Annotated in this window: 19 protein-coding genes; 3 read left to right on the top strand and 16 right to left on the bottom strand. The window is 58.4% G+C overall.

Translation table 11 applies throughout. The features are described 5' to 3' along the window. Positions 1-55 precede the first annotated feature (55 nt). The 5 genes from ABFT80_RS02420 to tesB form a co-directional block, all read right to left on the bottom strand. Positions 56-742 (bottom strand): outer membrane lipoprotein carrier protein LolA, encoded by a 687-nt coding sequence (locus ABFT80_RS02420; protein ID WP_455189858.1) that lies wholly within the window; start codon positions 740-742, stop codon positions 56-58. An 87-nt stretch (positions 743-829) separates the two neighbouring features. Beyond that, positions 830-3,505 (bottom strand): DNA translocase FtsK, encoded by a 2,676-nt coding sequence (locus ABFT80_RS02415; RefSeq protein WP_347970259.1) that lies wholly within the window; start codon positions 3,503-3,505, stop codon positions 830-832. 247 nt (positions 3,506-3,752) lie between these two features. Further along, positions 3,753-5,099, bottom strand: coding sequence for an ammonium transporter (locus ABFT80_RS02410; protein ID WP_347970258.1), 1,347 nt, complete (start codon positions 5,097-5,099; stop codon positions 3,753-3,755). Positions 5,100-5,130: 31 nt separating this feature from the next. After that, positions 5,131-5,469: a P-II family nitrogen regulator gene (locus ABFT80_RS02405; RefSeq protein WP_347970257.1), complete on the bottom strand. Its 339-nt coding sequence runs from the start codon at positions 5,467-5,469 to the stop codon at positions 5,131-5,133. A 223-nt stretch (positions 5,470-5,692) separates the two neighbouring features. Then, a complete protein-coding gene (gene tesB / locus ABFT80_RS02400; RefSeq protein ID WP_347970256.1) occupies positions 5,693-6,565 on the bottom strand; it encodes an acyl-CoA thioesterase II in 873 nt (290 codons plus the stop codon). Positions 6,566-6,664: 99 nt separating this feature from the next. On the opposite strand from tesB, the gene ABFT80_RS02395 reads away from it, so the two are divergent. Then, positions 6,665-7,906: a ubiquinone biosynthesis hydroxylase gene (locus tag ABFT80_RS02395; RefSeq protein ID WP_347970255.1), complete on the top strand. Its 1,242-nt coding sequence runs from the start codon at positions 6,665-6,667 to the stop codon at positions 7,904-7,906. A 6-nt stretch (positions 7,907-7,912) separates the two neighbouring features. On the opposite strand, the gene ABFT80_RS02390 is transcribed toward ABFT80_RS02395, so the two are convergent. Beyond that, positions 7,913-8,440: a hypothetical protein gene (locus ABFT80_RS02390; RefSeq protein ID WP_347970254.1), complete on the bottom strand. Its 528-nt coding sequence runs from the start codon at positions 8,438-8,440 to the stop codon at positions 7,913-7,915. A gap of 190 nt (positions 8,441-8,630) precedes the next feature. Here ABFT80_RS02390 and ABFT80_RS02385 point away from each other — a divergent pair, with 190 nt between their 5' ends. Beyond that, positions 8,631-9,068 (top strand): OsmC family protein, encoded by a 438-nt coding sequence (locus ABFT80_RS02385; RefSeq protein WP_347970253.1) that lies wholly within the window; start codon positions 8,631-8,633, stop codon positions 9,066-9,068. Between the two features lie 85 nt (positions 9,069-9,153). On the opposite strand, the gene ABFT80_RS02380 is transcribed toward ABFT80_RS02385, so the two are convergent. The 5 genes from ABFT80_RS02380 to ABFT80_RS02360 all read right to left on the bottom strand — a co-directional run bounded on the left by ABFT80_RS02380 (position 9,154) and on the right by ABFT80_RS02360 (position 13,172). Continuing rightward, positions 9,154-9,933: a succinate dehydrogenase iron-sulfur subunit gene (locus ABFT80_RS02380; protein WP_347970252.1), complete on the bottom strand. Its 780-nt coding sequence runs from the start codon at positions 9,931-9,933 to the stop codon at positions 9,154-9,156. A 15-nt stretch (positions 9,934-9,948) separates the two neighbouring features. Beyond that, entirely contained in the window at positions 9,949-11,781 is a 1,833-nt protein-coding gene (gene sdhA / locus ABFT80_RS02375) for a succinate dehydrogenase flavoprotein subunit (RefSeq protein ID WP_347970251.1), read from the bottom strand. Between the two features lie 3 nt (positions 11,782-11,784). Then, positions 11,785-12,165, bottom strand: coding sequence for a succinate dehydrogenase, hydrophobic membrane anchor protein (sdhD, locus tag ABFT80_RS02370; RefSeq protein WP_347970250.1), 381 nt, complete (start codon positions 12,163-12,165; stop codon positions 11,785-11,787). 1 nt (position 12,166) lies between these two features. Further along, positions 12,167-12,583: a succinate dehydrogenase, cytochrome b556 subunit gene (sdhC, locus tag ABFT80_RS02365; protein ID WP_347970249.1), complete on the bottom strand. Its 417-nt coding sequence runs from the start codon at positions 12,581-12,583 to the stop codon at positions 12,167-12,169. 232 nt (positions 12,584-12,815) lie between these two features. Beyond that, positions 12,816-13,172 carry a hypothetical protein gene (locus tag ABFT80_RS02360; protein ID WP_347970248.1) on the bottom strand — a complete coding sequence of 119 codons (357 nt, stop codon included), beginning with the start codon at positions 13,170-13,172 and terminating at the stop codon, positions 12,816-12,818. Between the two features lie 205 nt (positions 13,173-13,377). On the opposite strand from ABFT80_RS02360, the gene ABFT80_RS02355 reads away from it, so the two are divergent. Beyond that, a complete protein-coding gene (locus tag ABFT80_RS02355) occupies positions 13,378-13,713 on the top strand; it encodes a hypothetical protein (RefSeq protein ID WP_347970247.1) in 336 nt (111 codons plus the stop codon). 21 nt (positions 13,714-13,734) lie between these two features. Here the strand turns inward: ABFT80_RS02355 and ABFT80_RS02350 are convergent, their stop codons facing one another. The 5 genes from ABFT80_RS02350 to ABFT80_RS02330 all read right to left on the bottom strand — a co-directional run bounded on the left by ABFT80_RS02350 (position 13,735) and on the right by ABFT80_RS02330 (position 18,839). Next, complete coding sequence (locus tag ABFT80_RS02350; protein ID WP_347970246.1) at positions 13,735-14,817, bottom strand: GGDEF domain-containing protein; 1,083 nt, start codon at positions 14,815-14,817, stop codon at positions 13,735-13,737. Between the two features lie 323 nt (positions 14,818-15,140). After that, on the bottom strand, positions 15,141-16,550 hold the full coding sequence (gene leuC, locus ABFT80_RS02345) for a 3-isopropylmalate dehydratase large subunit (RefSeq protein ID WP_347970245.1): 1,410 nt from the start codon (positions 16,548-16,550) through the stop codon (positions 15,141-15,143). Between the two features lie 259 nt (positions 16,551-16,809). Next, entirely contained in the window at positions 16,810-17,337 is a 528-nt protein-coding gene (locus ABFT80_RS02340) for an MgtC/SapB family protein (protein WP_347970244.1), read from the bottom strand. A 69-nt stretch (positions 17,338-17,406) separates the two neighbouring features. Beyond that, entirely contained in the window at positions 17,407-18,039 is a 633-nt protein-coding gene (locus ABFT80_RS02335; protein WP_347970243.1) for a class I SAM-dependent DNA methyltransferase, read from the bottom strand. Beyond that, a complete protein-coding gene (locus ABFT80_RS02330) occupies positions 18,027-18,839 on the bottom strand; it encodes an amino acid ABC transporter permease (protein WP_347970242.1) in 813 nt (270 codons plus the stop codon). The genes ABFT80_RS02335 and ABFT80_RS02330 overlap by 13 nt, the downstream gene beginning before the upstream one ends. Positions 18,840-18,886 lie beyond the last annotated feature (47 nt).

The following is an 18,886-nucleotide window of genomic DNA, read 5'->3' as shown; positions in this document are numbered from 1 at the left end:
GGCATGATCCACAGTCAATTACGCTTTTTACGATCTAAAAAAGAGCTGCGGCCTGTTACTGGCCCCGGCCCTTCGTATTGACCTGACGATTCTTCGTATAGTCGATTTTGAAGATTGACGGATCGAACCGCACGCCGGACTGGGTGTTGAAGATCATCACAGTCGTATCCTTGCCCTGCGCGTCGCGGATGGTCCACTGGCGCAGTTCATAGCTTTTCGGATCGAACATCATCGTGATGGTCGAGTTGCCGAATACGGATTTATCGGCAAGCTGGATCGTCGTCAGGTCGTTCTCTTCCTTAACACCGGTAACCTTGTTGCCGGAAAGGTCGATCCGCTCATCCAGCAAAAGCTTGAGCGGGGTCTTCGAAAGCGGATAGAGGTCCGACGTATTGAGTTTGTTGTTCAGGATAACGACCGAACGGCCATCCGAGATGACCCGGTAATTGCTCGGCGCATCGTAGTTGAAGCGGATTTTGCCTGGACGCTCGATGTAGAATTTACCGCCGGTCTGCTCGCCCTTGGGGCCGAACTGCACGAATTCGCCGGTCATGGTACGTACGCTGGCGAAATGATCGGCAATGCGCTGCGCCACGCCGGTCGCCTGCGCATGAGCAACCGCACCGATACCGGGCACGCCTTGCAGAGCCAAAACACCGAAAAGGGACAGCCCTGCTCCCAGGAAGAGACGGCGCGTCATAACAGCAGGCTCTTTGGTCATCGAATTCGTCACTTTCATCATCTCGGGCTCACAGCATTTTCTATGCATTTACTTGGGCCTAAGTTTGACCTTTGCAAGGCTCGGAGGCGGCGGGGCCTATTGTTCGTATCAGAATTTGTCGTCTTCGGTCGGAACCAGGATTTCGCGTTTGCCCGCATGGTTTGCCGGGCCGACGACGCCTTCCTTTTCCATCCGCTCAATGATGGACGCCGCGCGGTTGTAACCGATGCCGAGGCGGCGCTGTATGTAGCTCGTCGAAGCCTTTCCGTCGCGAAGAACGACGGACACCGCCTGATCATAGGGATCGTCGGAATTTTCGAAATTCCCGCCGCCACCGCCGCCCTTGCCGCCGGATGATTCCTCGTCATCCTCGCCGTCGTCTTCGGTGATCGCATCGAGATATTCCGGCACGCCCTGAAGCTTGAGATGCGCAACGATCTTCTCGACCTCGTCATCCGCAACGAACGGGCCGTGCACGCGCTGAATACGCCCGCCACCGGCCATGTAGAGCATGTCGCCCATGCCCAGAAGCTGCTCGGCACCCTGTTCACCAAGAATGGTGCGGCTGTCGATCTTGGACGTGACCTGGAAGGAAATGCGCGTCGGGAAGTTCGCCTTGATCGTACCGGTGATGACATCGACGGAGGGACGCTGCGTCGCCATGATGACGTGAATACCGGCAGCACGCGCCATCTGCGCAAGCCGCTGCACCGCGCCTTCGATATCCTTGCCGGCGACCATCATCAGGTCAGCCATTTCGTCGATGATGACGACAATATAAGGCATCGCTTCAAGGTTGAGATGTTCGGTTTCGTAGATCGCCTCGCCCGTTTCACGGTCGAAACCGGTCTGTACGGTGCGCGAAATCTGCTCGCCCTTCTTTTCGGCCTGAGCGACGCGCGCATTGAAGCCGTCTATATTGCGGACGCCGACCTTCGACATCTTGCGATAGCGGTCTTCCATCTCGCGCACGGTCCATTTGAGCGCGACGACGGCCTTTTTCGGATCGGTGACGACAGGCGTCAGCAGATGCGGAATGCCGTCATAGACCGACAATTCCAGCATCTTCGGATCGATCATGATGAGACGGCACTGCTCCGGCGTCATGCGGTAGAGCAGCGACAGGATCATCGTGTTGATGGCGACCGACTTGCCCGAACCCGTGGTACCGGCGACCAGAACGTGCGGCATCTTGGCGATATCGACGATGACGGCCTCGCCATTGATCGTCTTGCCCAGCGCCAGCGCCAGCTTCGCCTTTGTCGTCTCAAAATCACGGCTTGCCATGATTTCGCGCAGATAGACCGTTTCGCGCCTCGCATTTGGCAGTTCGATACCGATTGCGTTGCGGCCCGGAACGACCGCGACACGCGCAGCAATCGCGCTCATCGAGCGGGCAATGTCATCTGCAAGGCCGATAACGCGGGACGATTTGATGCCGGGTGCGGGCTCCAGCTCATAAAGCGTGACCACAGGCCCCGGACGCACATGGATGATCTCGCCCTTGACCCCGAAATCTTCCAGAACGCCTTCAAGAAGGCGTGCATTCTGTTCCAGCGCGTCCTTCGACAGGCTGGCGTCGCGCGCAACATTCTTCGGCTCCGCAAGAAAATGCAGAGACGGCATTTCGAAACCGTTCGGACCGATTAGCGACGTCTGCGCTTCACGCTGGACGCGTGCGCCCGGCTGAGGCCGTGGTGCGGGCGTTTCGACGCGCTGTCCGGCGGGAGAGCGGAACGGCTGGACGACCGCTTTGCTCGGCGCGCGAGGCGGCTGCGGCGCGGCTTCGGGCATTGCCTCGAAATCGACCCCGAAATCCTCGTCGGCGTAGGGCTCTTCTTCCTCGACTTCGATATACGGAACGCGGCCGTCATTGACCATTGCCGCGAAGAATTCCGGCTCGACGCGGGCGCGTCCATTGGAGCTGTAGCGGGCTTCCGCCTGTTCGGCGATTTCAACGCGCGCGGCAGCTTGACGCCAGGCGCTTTCGCCCGAAGGCTGCGGCTCGGCATCCTCATAGTCAAAACCTTCCTGTTCGATGCGGCGCTGCTTGCGGCGGCGAATGTAAGCCCGCGCCGAAAGCCACCAATGGGTGACTGCGCCGATGATCGCGAAGCCGCGCTCGTCATCATCCTCATCTTCAAGGGAAGCCAGATCCTGATCGCGAACGTCGCGGGACACGGTCTTTTTAGGCGCGGCAAAGCCATTCTCTCGCGAAAGCAGGCCCGCACCGAATGCGAACAGCCACAGAGCAGGCGCTGCCAGAACGACGGCGATCACGCTTGCGATCAAACCGGTCGGATATTCGCCGATGGCAAGGGCGGGCAGTTTCAGAACCATATCGCCGAACACGCCGCCAAGGCCGGACGGAAGCGGCCAGGTCGGCGGAGGCGTGACGCATCCGGCCATTGCGGCACCCAGCATGGATGCGCCCAACCATGCGGCAATGCGGCGCGGCATACGATCCACCCCGCGTGCGGTCGCGAGGAAGAAGCCCCAGATCACTGCTGGTACGAGTGCTGCAACCGCCGAAAGGCCATAAAACTGCATTGCGAGATCGGAAAAGACCGCGCCCGCATAACCCATCGCGTTGGTGACACTATTGTCGCTAGCATGGCTGAAGCTCGGATCAGCCACATTCCATGTGCCAAGTGCCGCGAGGCCAAAGGCAACAACGGCAAACATTGCCAGACCCGACACCCGGCCAAGCTGCCTGCGCATAAATGTCTGCAGGCCGTTTTCCGAATCGGACAGTGTCAGCGGCGTGGAAACCCCAGAACGCATCAATCGTTCCCCGTCTTTCAATAGTCTTGCAGCTCACCGATCGGGAGCGAGGCGGAATCACAGGTCAGATTAGGGAACGGAGGTTAAGGGCGCATTAACCATGGAAAATTTCCAGAGCGCGATTTTCAACGCCGTAAATCGCAAAAAAAGAGGCCCGGATTGACCGGGCCTCAAAGCGTGAGCGGTCTTTCGAACCGGACACGACGGGATTTATGAAAGCCGGGCGAACGAATTCGCCCGGTAATTTTTACGAGTGGTAGGCCACTTCGCCGTGCGAGGTGAGGTCGAGACCCTGCTGCTCGGCTTCCTTCGTCGGGCGAAGACCGATGATGACATCGACGACCTTGTAGAGGATCGCCGACACGATACCGCACCAGAGAATGGTGATGCCGACAGCAACGATCTGCGTCCAGACCTGAGCGCCCATCGTCACGCCTTCTTCGTAGCCAACGCCACCAAGCGAAGGAGCTGCGAGGATGCCGGTGCCGATTGCACCGATGATGCCTGCAACGCCATGAATGCCGAACACGTCGAGCGAGTCGTCATAGCCCAACTTGATCTTCACGACGGCCACGAAGTAGTAGGCGACCACGCTGGCAACTGCGCCAAGCACGATAGCGCCAACCGGACCGACGAAGCCTGCTGCAGGGGTCACTGCAACGAGGCCTGCGATAACGCCCGAAGCGCCGCCCAGCATCGATGCCTTGCCGCGTGCAAGCTTTTCAACCACTGCCCAGGCAATGACCGCGCCAGCCGTTGCCGTGAAGGTGTTGATCATGGCGAGAGCTGCCGTGCCGTTTGCGGCTGCTGCCGAGCCGGCATTGAAGCCGAACCAGCCGACGAACAGGATCGATGCACCGATCATGGTCAGCGGAAGCGAGTGAGGAGCCATGTTCTCGCTGCCGTAGCCGATGCGTTTGCCGATCATGATGACGCCGACGAGAGCTGCGATACCGGCATTGATGTGAACGACCGTACCACCTGCAAAGTCCATCACGCCCCAGCCGAAGAACAGGCCGCTTGCGTCCCATGCCATGTGTGCGATCGGGAAGTAGACGAGCGAAACCCAAAGCACGACGAAGAGGATCAGTGCGCCGAATTTGATGCGTTCTGCAAAGCCGCCGACGATCAGAGCCGGCGTGATGCAGGCAAAGGTCATCTGGAAGGCGATGAAGACATATTCCGGGATCGAGCCCGAAACCGAATCAGGCGTCACGCCAGCGAGGAAAAGCTTGCCGAAACCACCGAAATAAGGGCTTTCCGAACCGCCGAAAGCGAAGGAGTAGCCCCACAGGACCCAAACAACGGCGATCACTGCAAAGACCATCGTGCACTGCATCAGCACCGACAAAACGTTCTTCGCACGCACCAGGCCGCCATAGAACAGGGCGAGACCCGGCAGGATCATGAACAGGACGAGGACGGTCGAGATCAGCATCCAGGCGGTATCGCCCGTATCGATGGCTGCAACGGCTTCGGCTGCTTCAGGTGCTGCTTCCTGTGCAAAAGCCGGGAGCGCACCGAACGCACCCGCGGCCATCGAACCCAGAAGCGTGGACCACGCCGCCGTCTTCAAATTGGAAGGAATTTTCATTGATATCTCCATGAGAATACGACTGGTCCGCTTAGAGCGCGTCGGTGTCTGTTTCGCCGGTGCGGATGCGCACGGCCTGTTCGATCGAGAAGACGAAGATTTTGCCGTCCCCGATCTGGCCGGTCTTGGCAGCGCCGGAAATCGCTTCGACCGCCTTGTCCACCAAATCGGTGCCCACTGCGATTTCGATTTTGATTTTCGGTAGGAAGCTGACCGCGTATTCCGCGCCGCGATAAATTTCAGTATGCCCCTTCTGACGCCCGTAGCCTTTGACTTCGGTGACGGTCAGGCCCTGGATGCCGACTGCGGTAAGCGCTTCGCGTACCTCGTCGAGCTTAAACGGCTTGATGATTGCCATCACGATTTTCATAAGGTTTCACCCTTTGCTTTTGCGGGTCCCCCGCGATTGCGTGACTTCTTCGATCTGCCCGAAAACAGCCGGAGAGTAAGCAACGCAATTCAAGCTCCGTGCCAGATGGTTTTCACGGGTCAAAAATCGTTACGAATCAACGGAATCAGACGCCCGGCGCTGAGAAATGCGGCAGCGGCCAAATGCTCGTCTGATTAATTTTTATGCAAAAATTAAAAATTGCCTAGTTTGCAGGCTTTCGCTTTAGGCGAATGAGGCCTTCCTGGGCAACCGACGCTATAAGCGTGCCATCCGGCGTGTAGAGCGAGCCGCGCGTAAACCCGCGCGCACCGGAAGAAGACGGGCTGTCCTGCGTGTAGAGCATCCAGCCGTCGAGATCGTGCGGGCGATGAAACCACATTGCGTGGTCGAGGCTTGCCGCCTGAATGTCCGCATCGAAGATTCCACGGCCATGTGCGAAGGTCGACGTGTCCAGCAACGTCATGTCCGAGAGGTATGCAAGAACGGCAGATTGCATAGCTGGATCGTTCGGCACCGAACCGGTCGTCCTGATCCAGATGTGCTGCACCGGCGGCAGCTTGGTATTGCTCGTATAATGCTCGACATTGACCGGCCTGATTTCCAGCGGCCGTTCCTTTGCCCAATAATGGCGGATCGCGGCCGGCAGATTCGGCGAATTTTCGATCAATTCGCGCTGCGAAGGCAGAGTTTCGGGTGCGGGAAGACCCTTCGGCATCTCGATTTGATGCTCGAGGCCTTCTTCTTTTTTCTGGAACGATGCTTCCAGCGAAAAGATCGCCTCTCCATGCTGGATTGCCACAACGCGGCGCGTCGTGAAGCTTCCGCCGTCGCGAATCCGGTCCACCTGAAAGACGATCGGAATTTCCGTATCGCCCGGCCGCATGAAATAGCCGTGAAGCGAATGCACCGGCCGGTCGCCACCAACTGTGCGCTGTGCCGCGACAAGCGCCTGCGCGATCGTCTGCCCGCCGAACACGCGCTGCCAGTTGGCTTTCGGGCTGCGACCACGATAGAGGTTGTGTTCGAGCTGCTCGAGGTCGAGAATGCTCAAAAGCTCCTGAATGGCAGCCGACATCGTCGCGTCCTTGTCTTTAGCAATGATGTAGGCTTCGAACAGGAAGCTCCGGGCAAGTCAAGCTTCGGGGCTGGAACGCGTAAGTCGCAAGGTGATGAAATGGCCGAACGCAAGGCAGGTACGGAAAAGCAGATCGACATCGTTATTGCCGGTGCAGGCTATGTCGGCGTGGCGACCGCAGTTTCCATAAAACAGGCACGGCCCAATCTGTCGATTGCAATTGTCGATGCGGCCCCTGAAGGCGTCTGGCAAAAGGATGGCCGCGCCTCCGCAATCGCCGCCGCCGCCTGCCGTATGCTCGATCAGCTTGGTTGCTGGGCGGAAATTCTGCCTGAAGCACAGCCGATCAACGACATGATCATCACGGATTCGCGCACTTCCGATCCCGTGCGCCCGGTCTTCCTAACCTTCGACGGAGCAGTCGAACCCGGCGAGCCTTTCGCGCATATGGTTGCCAACCGCATGTTGAACGGCGCGCTGCGCCGCCGCGCAGCCGAACTCGGCATCGACCTCATCGAAGGCGTGCCGGTGCAGAGCTTCCTGAACCACGGCACCAAGCTGGAAATTCATCTGGCGGACGGTATTACGCTGGATGCGCGGCTTCTGATTGCAGCCGACGGCGTGAAGTCGAAACTGCGCGACATGGCCGGTATCAAGACCGTGAAATGGGAATATGGGCAGTCGGGCATCGTCTGCACGGTTTTGCACGAGCGCCCGCACAATGGCCGCGCCGAAGAGCATTTCCTGCCCGCAGGCCCATTCGCAACGCTGCCGCTCACCGGCAATCGCTCATCCATCGTCTGGACCGAACGCACGGAAGATGCCGAAAAGCTGGTGGCGAGCGACGAACTCGTGTTCGAATCCGAGCTCGAGCAGCGCTTCGGCCTGAAACTCGGAGAAATTCGCGTCGAGGGCAAACCCCGCGCCTGGCCGCTCGGGCTGACGCTGGCGCGCGATTTCGTCAAACCGCGTTTCGCGCTTGCGGGCGACGCAGCACATGGCATTCATCCGATCGCCGGACAGGGCCTCAATCTGGGTTTCAAGGATGCGGCAGCCTTGGCCGAAACGATCGTCGAGGCCGACAGGCTCGGCCAGGACATTGGCGCGCTGGATGTGTTGGAACGCTATCAGGAGTGGCGGCGCTTCGACACGGTGCGCATGGGCGTCACCACCGATGTTCTGAACCGTCTGTTCTCGAACGATTTCGGACCGCTGCGCATGGCGCGCGACATAGGTCTGGGGCTGGTCGACCGCATGCCGCGCATCAAGGAGTTCTTCATCACGCAGGCATCCGGCCTGACGGGCGCCTCGCCCCGGCTGCTGCGCGGCGAAAAAATCTGACCCCGATCAGTTGATCTCGAAACCGAGCTTCTGACGCAGGCGGCGCATCTTCTGGCTGTAGAGCGGCGGCAGTGCATCTTCGGCTGCGGCAACATCATCAATCATCTTCAGGAGCTCAAGGCGTTCATTCTCCTCAAGGCGCTCACGCATAAAAGGTGAGAGCTTGTCGATCACAATATTCGAATCGTCGATCTGCGAGGCGGCCCACTTGCCATAGATGACGGCTTCGTCCGTTTTCTTGGGGTCGGCAATGCCCGAAATTACCTCCCGGATGGCATTCTCACGCACCGGCGTCAGCGGCGTATCTTCACTGAAAATCGCCGTGATCAGCGTTGCCGCGGCCAAGATCGGATCATCGACGGCGGTCAAAGGTGAAAGTGCTGCCTGTTTGCGCAACTTCTTGCGTTTGATCGAACCACGCACGCGCCCGACTGCATCGACGACTTCATTCGCCGCCTCGCTCATATATTTTACCCTGTACCACCAGAAAGCGGCCGCCCCCATAAGGCCGACCACAGCGATCAGAATATGCATGCCAAATTCCCCGAAAATCGAGCGCAGAATACGAAAAGCCCTGCCAGCTTTCAACACGTAAAAGTTGCGTGGCGGTTGCGCAGCCCGTTCCTGCATTTTTGGTGGTAGCTTTTCCATGGAAGATGCGGAGACCGGCACTATATTCAATTTGTCGCCGTTTCATCGGCCTGCCAAATCAACGGAGAACTTCATGAACCGTCACGCCACAGCAATATGGAAAGGCTCGCTCTCGGAAGGCACTGGGACGCTCGACACGCAGAGCGGCGCTTTCAACAAGGTCGCCTATTCATTCAAGGGCCGTTTTCAGGACGAGAGCGGAAAGTCGGGCACGAACCCTGAAGAACTGATCGCCGCTGCGCATGCTGGCTGCTTTGCCATGCAGCTTTCCCATTTCCTCGCCGAAAACGGCACGCCTGCCGATGAACTGAACGCCAAGGCAGTCGTGACCTATGGTCCGGCAGAAGGCGGCGGCTTCGAGATCACCGAAAGCGCAATCACGCTTTCCGGCAAGGTGCCGGGCATCGAAGATGCAAAATTCCAGGAACTCGCGACCAAGGCCAAGGAAGGCTGCCCAGTCTCCAAAGCTCTCGGCGCGATCAAAGTCTCGCTCGACGCAAAACTGGCTTGATTCGCACAACTGAATAGCAAAACAGGCGCTTTATGCGCCTGTTTTTCATTATATTCGCTGGCTAATTAAATTTTAATGTAGCCGACTAAACGCGACGCTCGACCATCATCTTTTTGATCTCGGCGATTGCCTTTGCCGGGTTCAAACCCTTCGGGCAGGTCTGTGCACAATTCATGATCGTGTGGCAGCGATAAAGCCGGAACGGGTCTTCCAGATTGTCCAGACGCTCGCCCTTGGCTTCGTCTCTGGAATCGATCAGCCAGCGATAGGCCTGAAGCAGCACGGCTGGACCGAGATAGCGGTCGCCATTCCACCAATAGCTCGGACACGACGTCTGGCAGCAGAAGCAGAGAATGCATTCATAAAGCCCGTCGAGCTTCGCGCGGTCCTCATGGCTCTGCTTCCATTCCTTTGCAGGCTCCGGCGAAACCGTCTGCAGCCAGGGCTGGATCGAGGAAAGCTGCGCATAAGGCACGGTCAGATCGGGCACCAGATCCTTCACCACCGGCATATGCGGCAGCGGATAGACCTTCACGGCTCCGGAAATCTCTTCCGCGCCCTTGGTGCACGCCAAAGTGTTGGTGCCGTCGATATTCATGGCGCAGGAGCCGCAAATGCCTTCGCGGCATGAACGGCGCAGCGTCAGCGTCGGATCGATCTTGTTCTTGATCCACAACAGCGCATCGAGAACCATCGGTCCGCAATCATCCATATCGACATAATAGGTGTCGACCGTCGGATTGGCGTCGTCGTCCGGCGACCAGCGGTAAATCTTGTATTCCCGCAGATTGGTCGCGCCTTCCGGCTTCGGCCATGTCTTGCCAGCACTGATCTTGGAGTTCTTGGGAAGCGTGAGTTCAACCATCTTTTTCCCCTCGAATCAGTAAACGCGAGCCTTGGGAGCGATTTTGGCGAGGCTGATGCCGCCATCTTCTTCCCTAAGCTGCGGTTCGGTGTGAACGGGACGGTAATCGAGCGTGACCTTGCCGGCCTCATCGAGCCAGGAAAGCGTGTGGACGCGCCAGTTTGCATCGTCACGCGAGGAGAAATCCTCACGCGCATGCGCGCCGCGGCTCTCCTTGCGGGCCTCCGCGCCATAGACGGTGGTGATTGCGCAGGCCATCAGATTTTCGAGCTCCAGCGTTTCCACCAGATCGGAGTTCCAGATCATCGAGCGGTCGGTGACCTTGATGTCGGAAAGCTCGGTCCAGATTTCGGAAATGCGCTTGCAGCCCGCTTCCAGCGAATCCTGCGTGCGGAAAACGGCAGCGTCTTCCTGCATGGCTTTCTGCATCTTCTCGCGCAACACGGCGGTCGGCTTGGAGCCGTTCGCATAACGAACGCGGTCGAAGCGATCCATGATCTTTTCGACGGCAGCTTCGTTGATCGGCGGGATCGGCGAATTCCGGTCGACGACTTCGCCAGCCTTGATTGCAGCCGCACGGCCGAACACGACCAAATCGATCAGCGAATTCGAACCGAGGCGGTTTGCACCGTGGACGGAAGCGCAACCGGCTTCGCCAACGGCCATGAGGCCAGGCTGGACACGGTCCGGCTCTTCCTTCGTCGGGTTGAGCACTTCGCCCCAATAATTCGTTGGAATGCCGCCCATATTGTAGTGCACGGTCGGCAGAACCGGGATCGGCTCCTTGGTGACATCAACGCCCGCGAAAATCTTGGCCGATTCCGAAATGCCCGGCAGACGTTCATGTAGAACGGCGGGGTCCAGATGGTCGAGATGCAGGAAGATGTGATCCTTGTTCTTGCCAACGCCACGGCCTTCACGGATTTCCATGGTCATGCAGCGCGAAACGACATCGCGCGATGCAAGATCCTTGGCAGATGGTGCATAGCGCTCCATGAAGCGCTCGCCTTCGGAGTTGACCAGATAGCCACCCTCGCCGCGCGCGCCTTCGGTGATCAGGCAGCCCGCACCGTAAATGCCGGTCGGGTGAAACTGGACGAATTCCATGTCTTGCAAGGGCAGGCCCGCCCGCGCCACCATGCCATTGCCGTCGCCGGTGCAGGTATGCGCGGAAGTCGCGGAGAAGTAGGAGCGGCCATAGCCGCCGGTCGCCAGCACCACCATCTTGGCGGAAAAGCGATGGATCGTGCCATCATCGAGGTTCCAGGCGACGACGCCGGTGCAGACGCCATCCGTCATGATCAGATCGAGCGCGAAATACTCGATGAAGAACTGCGCGTTGTGCTTTACCGACTGGCCGTAAAGCGTGTGCAGGATTGCGTGGCCGGTACGGTCTGCCGCTGCACAAGTACGTTGAACCGGCGGACCATCGCCGAAATTCTGCATGTGACCGCCAAACGGACGCTGATAGATGCGGCCATCTTCGGTGCGCGAGAACGGCACGCCGTAATGCTCGAGCTCGTAGACGGCAGCAGGCGCTTCGCGCGCCAGATATTCCATCGCGTCAACGTCGCCCAGCCAGTCGGAACCCTTGACGGTATCGTAAAGGTGCCACTGCCAGCTATCCGGGCCCATATTCTGCAGCGAGGCAGCAATACCGCCCTGTGCCGCAACCGTATGCGAGCGCGTCGGGAAAACCTTGGTGATGCAGGCCGTCTTCAGGCCCTGCTCTGCCATGCCGAGCGTTGCGCGAAGGCCCGCACCGCCTGCGCCCACGACGACGACGTCGAATTTGTGATCGACATATGTATAGGCCGTGCGGCCCTTATTTTCTTCTGCGTTGGCCACAGTTCAGCCCCCGAATGCCAGTTTCAGCAGGGCGAAGATCGAAGCGACGCCAATTGCAATCGTGAAAAACGTATTGAGAAGCAAAAGGACGATCCTCGTGCCTCCATGAACATAGTCTTCGATGATCATCTGCATGCCGAGCCGCATATGGTAGAGACCGGCAAACAGCATCAGGATCAGCACCAGCGCAACGAAGGGGTTGGCCAGCACTGCGCGCGTCTGCTCAAAGTCTGCGCCATGAAGCGAAACGAGCAAACCGACGAAGAAAAGCGTCAAGGGAACATTGGCGATGGCCGTTACGCGCTGGCGCCAGAAATGCTCCGTGCCTTCGCGCGCCGAGCCAAGCCCGCGGACCTTGCCAAGCGGCGTTCTGAAATCACTCATATCAAGCTCCTCGCACGAACAGTGCGCCGACCCAGATCAGGATCGTCAGCACGATGGAGGCGATAATCGTCGCCCAGCCGAATTTGCTGGCCGTATGCTTTTCAAGTCCGGCACCGGTATCCCAGACGAAATGCCTGATGCCGCCCAGCATGTGATGCATGAGCGCCCATGTGTAGCCGAGAAGCACGAGACGTCCGATCCATGAACCGAAGACGGCGTTCGCGATGTCGAACTGGCGCTCGGAGGTCGCCGATGCGATCAGCCACCAGGCAACCAGAAGCGTGCCGAAATAAAGCGCGCCGCCGGTGATGCGGTGCATGATCGACATGATGCCTGTGATCGGCCAGCGATAGATCGTGAGATGCGGCGACAATGGGCGCGGCCGTGCCGAGGCTTGGGTGGCTGGTGATTTGCTCATGGCTCCCCTTTTCTACATCCTGCGCCCTGATGGAAAAGCGGCATCACTGCTGCGGAATGCGACGTTGGATAGCCCGCGTTCTAATGCTCTTTTTGCACCGCGTCAAAGCCGGAAAATCGTTTCATGCTCGATATTTAGTAGGAAAACGAAAATGCTTTATCCCGCAACTGCGCTTTAATCGTTTGAATGCCCCTGATGCCGCAAATGTTACAGGCAGATGCGCAGACCGGAATCATCTATGGCAAGCGACCGGCTCGCGGCCGCTTTTCATGTAAAGCGCATCCTTGCCGTCCAGAACGAGCGCATAGGGCGTCTCGCCATAGCGCGACTGCTGTGTCGCGGGCGAAGCTGGAAGTTCAACGTTTTCACCAGTCGGATCGACCACCTTTACGGATGTCTTCAAATTCTCGATCGACAGGGCACCGTCCGGGCCGCAATCGTAATTGGCCTGACGCGGCTGGACGGATGTCGTTTCGGCATCGACTGCAGCGGTGTGGCTTTCGGAGACGCAGGACGCAGCAAAAACTGCGGGCCAGAGCGAAAGTGCTGCCGCCAGAAAAGGGCGGCGGCGGAAACGACGGTTCTTCATGGCTTGCAGATTACGCCTCGTCTGAGGCCACTTTCAACCTGAAAAACCGGCAAACCATCTCCGGGTTTCGATCTATCAGGTATTCAATCACGCAAATTAACCATAAATCCCGATTGTTTCCCGTGAATCGCGGCCACCCTATTAACAATGATTAATAAAAGGTTAATTTATCCCTCAGCTTGATTTGATGACCGGAGGGCGCGTCATGCATTCGATTGCAAAGAGAGTTTTAGCGCTTGCGTTTGCCGCGTTTGCGCTGCCTGCAGCGGCACAGAATTTCGCCGAAGACCGCGTTCACGCGGATTCATTCGGCAATCTGGTCGTCTACAGTTCTGCCGGATACAAGCGCATCATCATCGGGCAAGGCCACCTTGCGCGCGAACTTTCCAACTACACACGAGGCGATTCCGAAATTGCCCACAGCGGCTACGATGGGGTTCGCCAAGCAGACTGTTACCGTCCGCCCGTTCTGGTCAAAGGCCGGTCCTACATGTACGGCTTCGATCAAGGCGAGATACCTGTCCTGTCTCCCTGCCGGTAAGGATCTGCGAAGCCGCAGTCTCTAGGACGACGCGACCGTCAGTCCCTGCTTGCCCTGACCAGGCGCGACCGAAAGGCGAACGCAGTCGCGTCCGCCCTTCTTTGCTTCGTAAAGAGCTTCATCCGCGCGACGCAGAAGTTCAGAAATGCCCTCGCCCGGCGCGAGTTGCGCGACGCCGAAGCTCGCAGTGAAGCGCCTGTCTTCCGGCAAGCCGTCAATCTGCAAGTTTGAGAACGCATTGCGCGCGCCTTCAGCGAAAAGCCGTGCAGCGGCCAGATTTGCGCCCGGAAGAATGATCGCGAACTCCTCACCGCCGAGCCGCCCCGCGACCTGATGCTCGGCGGCACTTGCATGAAGGAAACCCGCAAAGACTTCGATGACCCGGTCACCCGACGCATGACCGAAACTGTCGTTCACATCCTTGAAGTGATCGAGATCGGCGATGATCAGCGAAATCGGCATGCCCCGGCGCGACGTCTCCTTCAGCGCATCTTCCGCATAGCGTTTGAAGCCACCGCGATTAAGCAGGCCGGACAGCGCATCGGTCTCGGATTTCTTGGTCGCATCCGACAATATGTCCCGACCGAGGATCAACAACGCGGCAAGCGCAATCGCTACGGCAAAGACTGTGCCCAACGACTGCGAGATCATGGAATAGACACTGCCGCCGTAGGATCCTGGATCGCCGGCCCAATTGAACATATGCGCCAGAAACGGCTTGGTGAAGAACTGCGTCGCGCTGAGCATCAGCAGGATCATCAGCGCGAAATCGAAACGCGTCAGCATGCGCCGCGCCGTCCAGATGATGCCAGCGCCGATCAGTTGCATAATCACGTAAGGTATCTGGTAGACGATCATGCGCGTGAACGCGTTTTCCGAATAATCCTGCACCAGATAGACTGCGGCGACGGCGACGATGATGATCACTGCCATCGGCAACGTCAGAGACGGGCCGCCATACTTCGCAGTCAGGCCGCCGTTGAACACGGCAAGTGCAGCAAGGATTATCGTAAAGTCGAGCAGCACGAAAAAGATCGTGCCGAACATCGGCAGCATGAATTCGACTACAGAATAAAGGCCGCCCAGCACATAGGCGCCAGTCATCCAACGCGCTGCTGTTTGTCGTGGATCGTATAGATAAATTGCGCCGAAGGCCGCGGCAAGCAAGCCTGAAACTATGATATTTATGGCAATGATGAACTCAACACCAAACATACGCAGAAGGCTCCGACGCTTTGACACTAGCCGAAGCTGGCCAAAAAGGCGTTAACGGCGAACGACAATTTTCCGGCATTTACGCAAAATAACGGCATGAGTTTCACGAAACCCATGCCGTTATTGCGATCAGCGTCAGATCGATCGGCAACACCCCAACCGACAAATCCGAATGCGGAGCCGGGCAGCCTCGGAAGGCTGCCCGCATTTCTTTATTTCCAGTCGCGAATATCCACGAAATGGCCGGAAATTGCGGCGGCAGCAGCCATTGCGGGCGACACGAGATGCGTGCGGCCCTTGAAGCCCTGACGGCCTTCGAAATTGCGGTTCGAGGTCGATGCGCAACGCTCATGCGGCTTCAACCGGTCGTCGTTCATCGCAAGGCACATCGAGCAGCCCGGCTCACGCCAATCGAAACCGGCTGCGATGAAAATCTTGTCCAGACCTTCAGCTTCCGCCTGCTCCTTTACGAGACCGGAACCCGGCACGATCATCGCACTGACGCGCGGATCGACCGTCTTGCCCTCGACCACATTGGCCACTTCGCGCAGATCCTCGATGCGGCCATTGGTGCAGGAACCGATGAAGACGCGATCGATCTCGATATCGGTGATCTTCGTGCCTGCCTTCAGGCCCATATAGTCGAGCGCGCGCTGCTTGGACGTGCGCTTCGTCTCGTCGGCAATTTCAGCCGGGTCCGGCACCGTTCCCAGAATCGAGACGACGTCTTCCGGCGAAGAGCCCCAGCTTACGATGGGCGGCAAGTTGGCCGCATCGAGCACGACCACCTTGTCGAAATGCGCGCCTTCATCGGTATGCAGCGTTTCCCAATAGGCCTTGGCCATGTCGAATGCCTGGCCTTTCGGCGCGCGCGGCTTGTCTTTCACATACTCATAGGTTTTTTCGTCCGGCGCGATGAGACCTGCGCGAGCACCGCCCTCGATGCTCATATTGCAAACCGTCATGCGGCCTTCCATCGAAAGCGCACGAATGGCTTCGCCCGCATATTCGATGACGTAGCCGGTGCCGCCAGCCGTGCCGATCTCGCCGATGATGGCCAGAATGATGTCCTTTGCAGTCACGCCATGCGGCAGCTTGCCATCGACACGCACGAGCATGTTCTTGGCCTTGCGCTGGATCAGCGTCTGCGTTGCCAGCACGTGCTCGACCTCGGACGTGCCGATACCGTGCGCCAGCGCACCGAATGCGCCATGCGTGGAAGTGTGGCTGTCACCGCAAACGATCGTCATGCCCGGCAGCGTAAAACCCTGTTCCGGTCCGATGATGTGGACGATGCCCTGACGGCGATCCTTCTCGGAATAATATTCGACGCCGAAATCCTTGGCGTTGGTTGCAAGCGCCTCGACCTGAATGCGGCTTTCCTCATTCTTGATGCCGTTCACGCGGTCCGGCGAGGTCGGAACATTGTGATCGACCACGGCCAGCGTCTTTTCAGGGTGGCGAACGGTGCGGCCGGTCAGGCGCAGACCTTCGAAGGCCTGCGGGCTGGTCACTTCATGCACGAGATGGCGGTCAATGTAGAGAAGACAGGTACCGTCGTCCTGCCGGTCGACCACATGGTCATCGAAAATCTTGTCGTAAAGGGTACGCGGTGCGTTCATTGTCTTACATCCGTCGATGTCAAAAATTTGAGATGGCCGGCATCTGCCGGTAGGCCTCTTGCGAGGCAGCGCGCTAAGCTAGGCGGCTGGTACGCGCACCGGTAATCCGGGCAAAGAAACGCGATGGCAGGCGTTTGTGGTCCTGCAGCACGAACCCTTTATAGGCCGGATCGCCAAAGAGCTGTTCCATAGCCTCTCATACCAACCTTTTGGCAATTCAGCAATTGGCTGTTAGAGCACACGCCCTGCGTGAAAAAGCCTATGATTTGCGCTTTGTCGTCTCAGACTTTTCTTTGGTTTCAGTCTTTTCATCGGATGGACCGATCGTACCCTCGAAACGATGCATGAGGCCGAGCACCACGATTGCGACAAAGGTGATGAAGGCCGCGATCTGCCAGAAGCCCAGCCCGCTCGACAGGCCGATTGCACCGGCGAGCCAAAGGCCCGCGCCTGTCGTGAGGCCCCTGACCTCGCCCTTGGCGAAGATGATCGAACCGGCAGCGAGAAACGCGACACCGGCAGTTACCGCCTCGATCAACCGCAGCGGATCGAGCCTGGAACCGTCCTGCACGAATTGCGCGCTGTGTACGATCTCGATGCCGAGAATGGCAAAAGCTGCTGCCGCAAGCGAAACCAGAATATGGGTGCGCAGACCTGCCGGACGGTTTTGCCATTCACGCTCGAACCCGACGATGGCGCCAAACAGTGCGGCAATGAACAAGCGACCGGCGATGACCGTAAATGGCAGCCATGTCGGATGGCCGATGTCGTCCAAAAGCTCTTGCATCGAAACCCTCAACCGAATGGCGCGAAATCGCACTCTAACGTGCTGGCTCGCTGCCGGTTCCGCTGATGTTCAGAGGATTTTGTAGACGAAGGCTTTTACAAGCACATCGGGTTCGCCAACGGCGAAGGCGCGAAAGGCGTCGCTTTCCTCAATTGCCTTCCAGCACCCGTCATTTTCAAGCTGTTCGAAAACGCTCCGAAAACCGCCTGTCTCAAGAATCGTGTCGCGAACGGTGAAAATCAGATGCCCGTTCTGGCGTACGATGCGGACCAACTCAAAGAGCCCTTCCGCAGGCGCATGTCCGGCTGTGAAAACGCCGGTACAAAAGGCTGCACGGAAATGTCCGTCCATCCATGGAAGCTTCTCGCCGAGTGCGGCATTGGTCAGCGCGCGATAACAGCCACGCTGTTTCGCCAGTTCGAGCATCTCTTCCGAGAGGTCCAGTCCTTCCAGATCGTCATAGCCGAGTGCTTTCAGATAAGGGCCGGATAGGCCGGTGCCGCATCCGGCATCGAGCAAAGGGCCTTCGCCCTTGGCGACATGGCGCGCCACCCACGAACTTATCATGAAGGGAAGGCAATAGCCGTCTTCGGCGGTTTCGCGGTCATAAGCGTTTGCCCACGCCGCATAGGCGTCGTTCAGTTCTTCCTGCGTCTTCGCCCCATAGACTTTTTGCAGCGCAGGCGTTTCTAGCTTGGCCATCCTTTTCGCATTCTCCTTTCCAGACGTCGCAACCCGAGCGACAGTCCGACGGTCAGGATAAGGTAAATGTAGGCGACAATCGAATAGGTCTCGAAAAAGCGGAAAGAGCCGGACGCATAGACCTTGCCCATCTGAGTGATATCGGCGACGCCGAGCACGGAAACCAGCGACGAATCCTTGATCATGGCGATGAAATCATTTCCGAGCGGCGGCAGGATCGTGCGTATGGCCTGCGGCATGACTATCAGCCGGAACCGCTGGTAACGGCTGAGGCCCAGCGCCTTCGCCGCCTCGATCTGCCCCGCATCAACCGACTGGATACCGGCGCGGAACACTTCCGCGATAAAGGCGGAATACCCGATCATCAGCGCGATGATTGCACGCCAGAGCAGCGACAGGTCGCGCACAAGAACAGGTTTCAGCCAGCCAGCCTCCTGCAACGGCGCGGTCAGCGCATTCCAGCCCGCGACGAGCGCCGGCGCGCCGACGAAAGCGATCCAGAACAGCAAAACGAGGATCGGCATGCCGCGAATGATCTCGACATAAAACCGCGACATCTGGCGCAGCCATGCCGAGCCTGAAAGCGCCATGAGCGCAATGCCGAGCCCAAGCGCAGACGCCAGAGAAAAGCCGACCAGCGTCACGAAAACCGTAATCCACACGCCTCTCGAGACGATCGTCAAAATCTGGAAATAAAGATCGTTGGTCGCAATGTAGAAACCAGCGACAATTGCGATGACTGCCGCCGCGACCAGCCACCACGGAAAATCGTTCTGCGTCTTTACGGGCCGGTCGCTCATGCGAGGCGCGCCGTTTCAGCGCGCCCGGCCACCTTTACGCAGTAAGC

It is taken from the genome of Foliimonas ilicis (assembly GCF_039939195.1).
GTDB lineage: Bacteria > Pseudomonadota > Alphaproteobacteria > Rhizobiales > Rhizobiaceae > Foliimonas > Foliimonas ilicis.
This window is presented reverse-complemented; position numbering and strand designations above follow the sequence as displayed.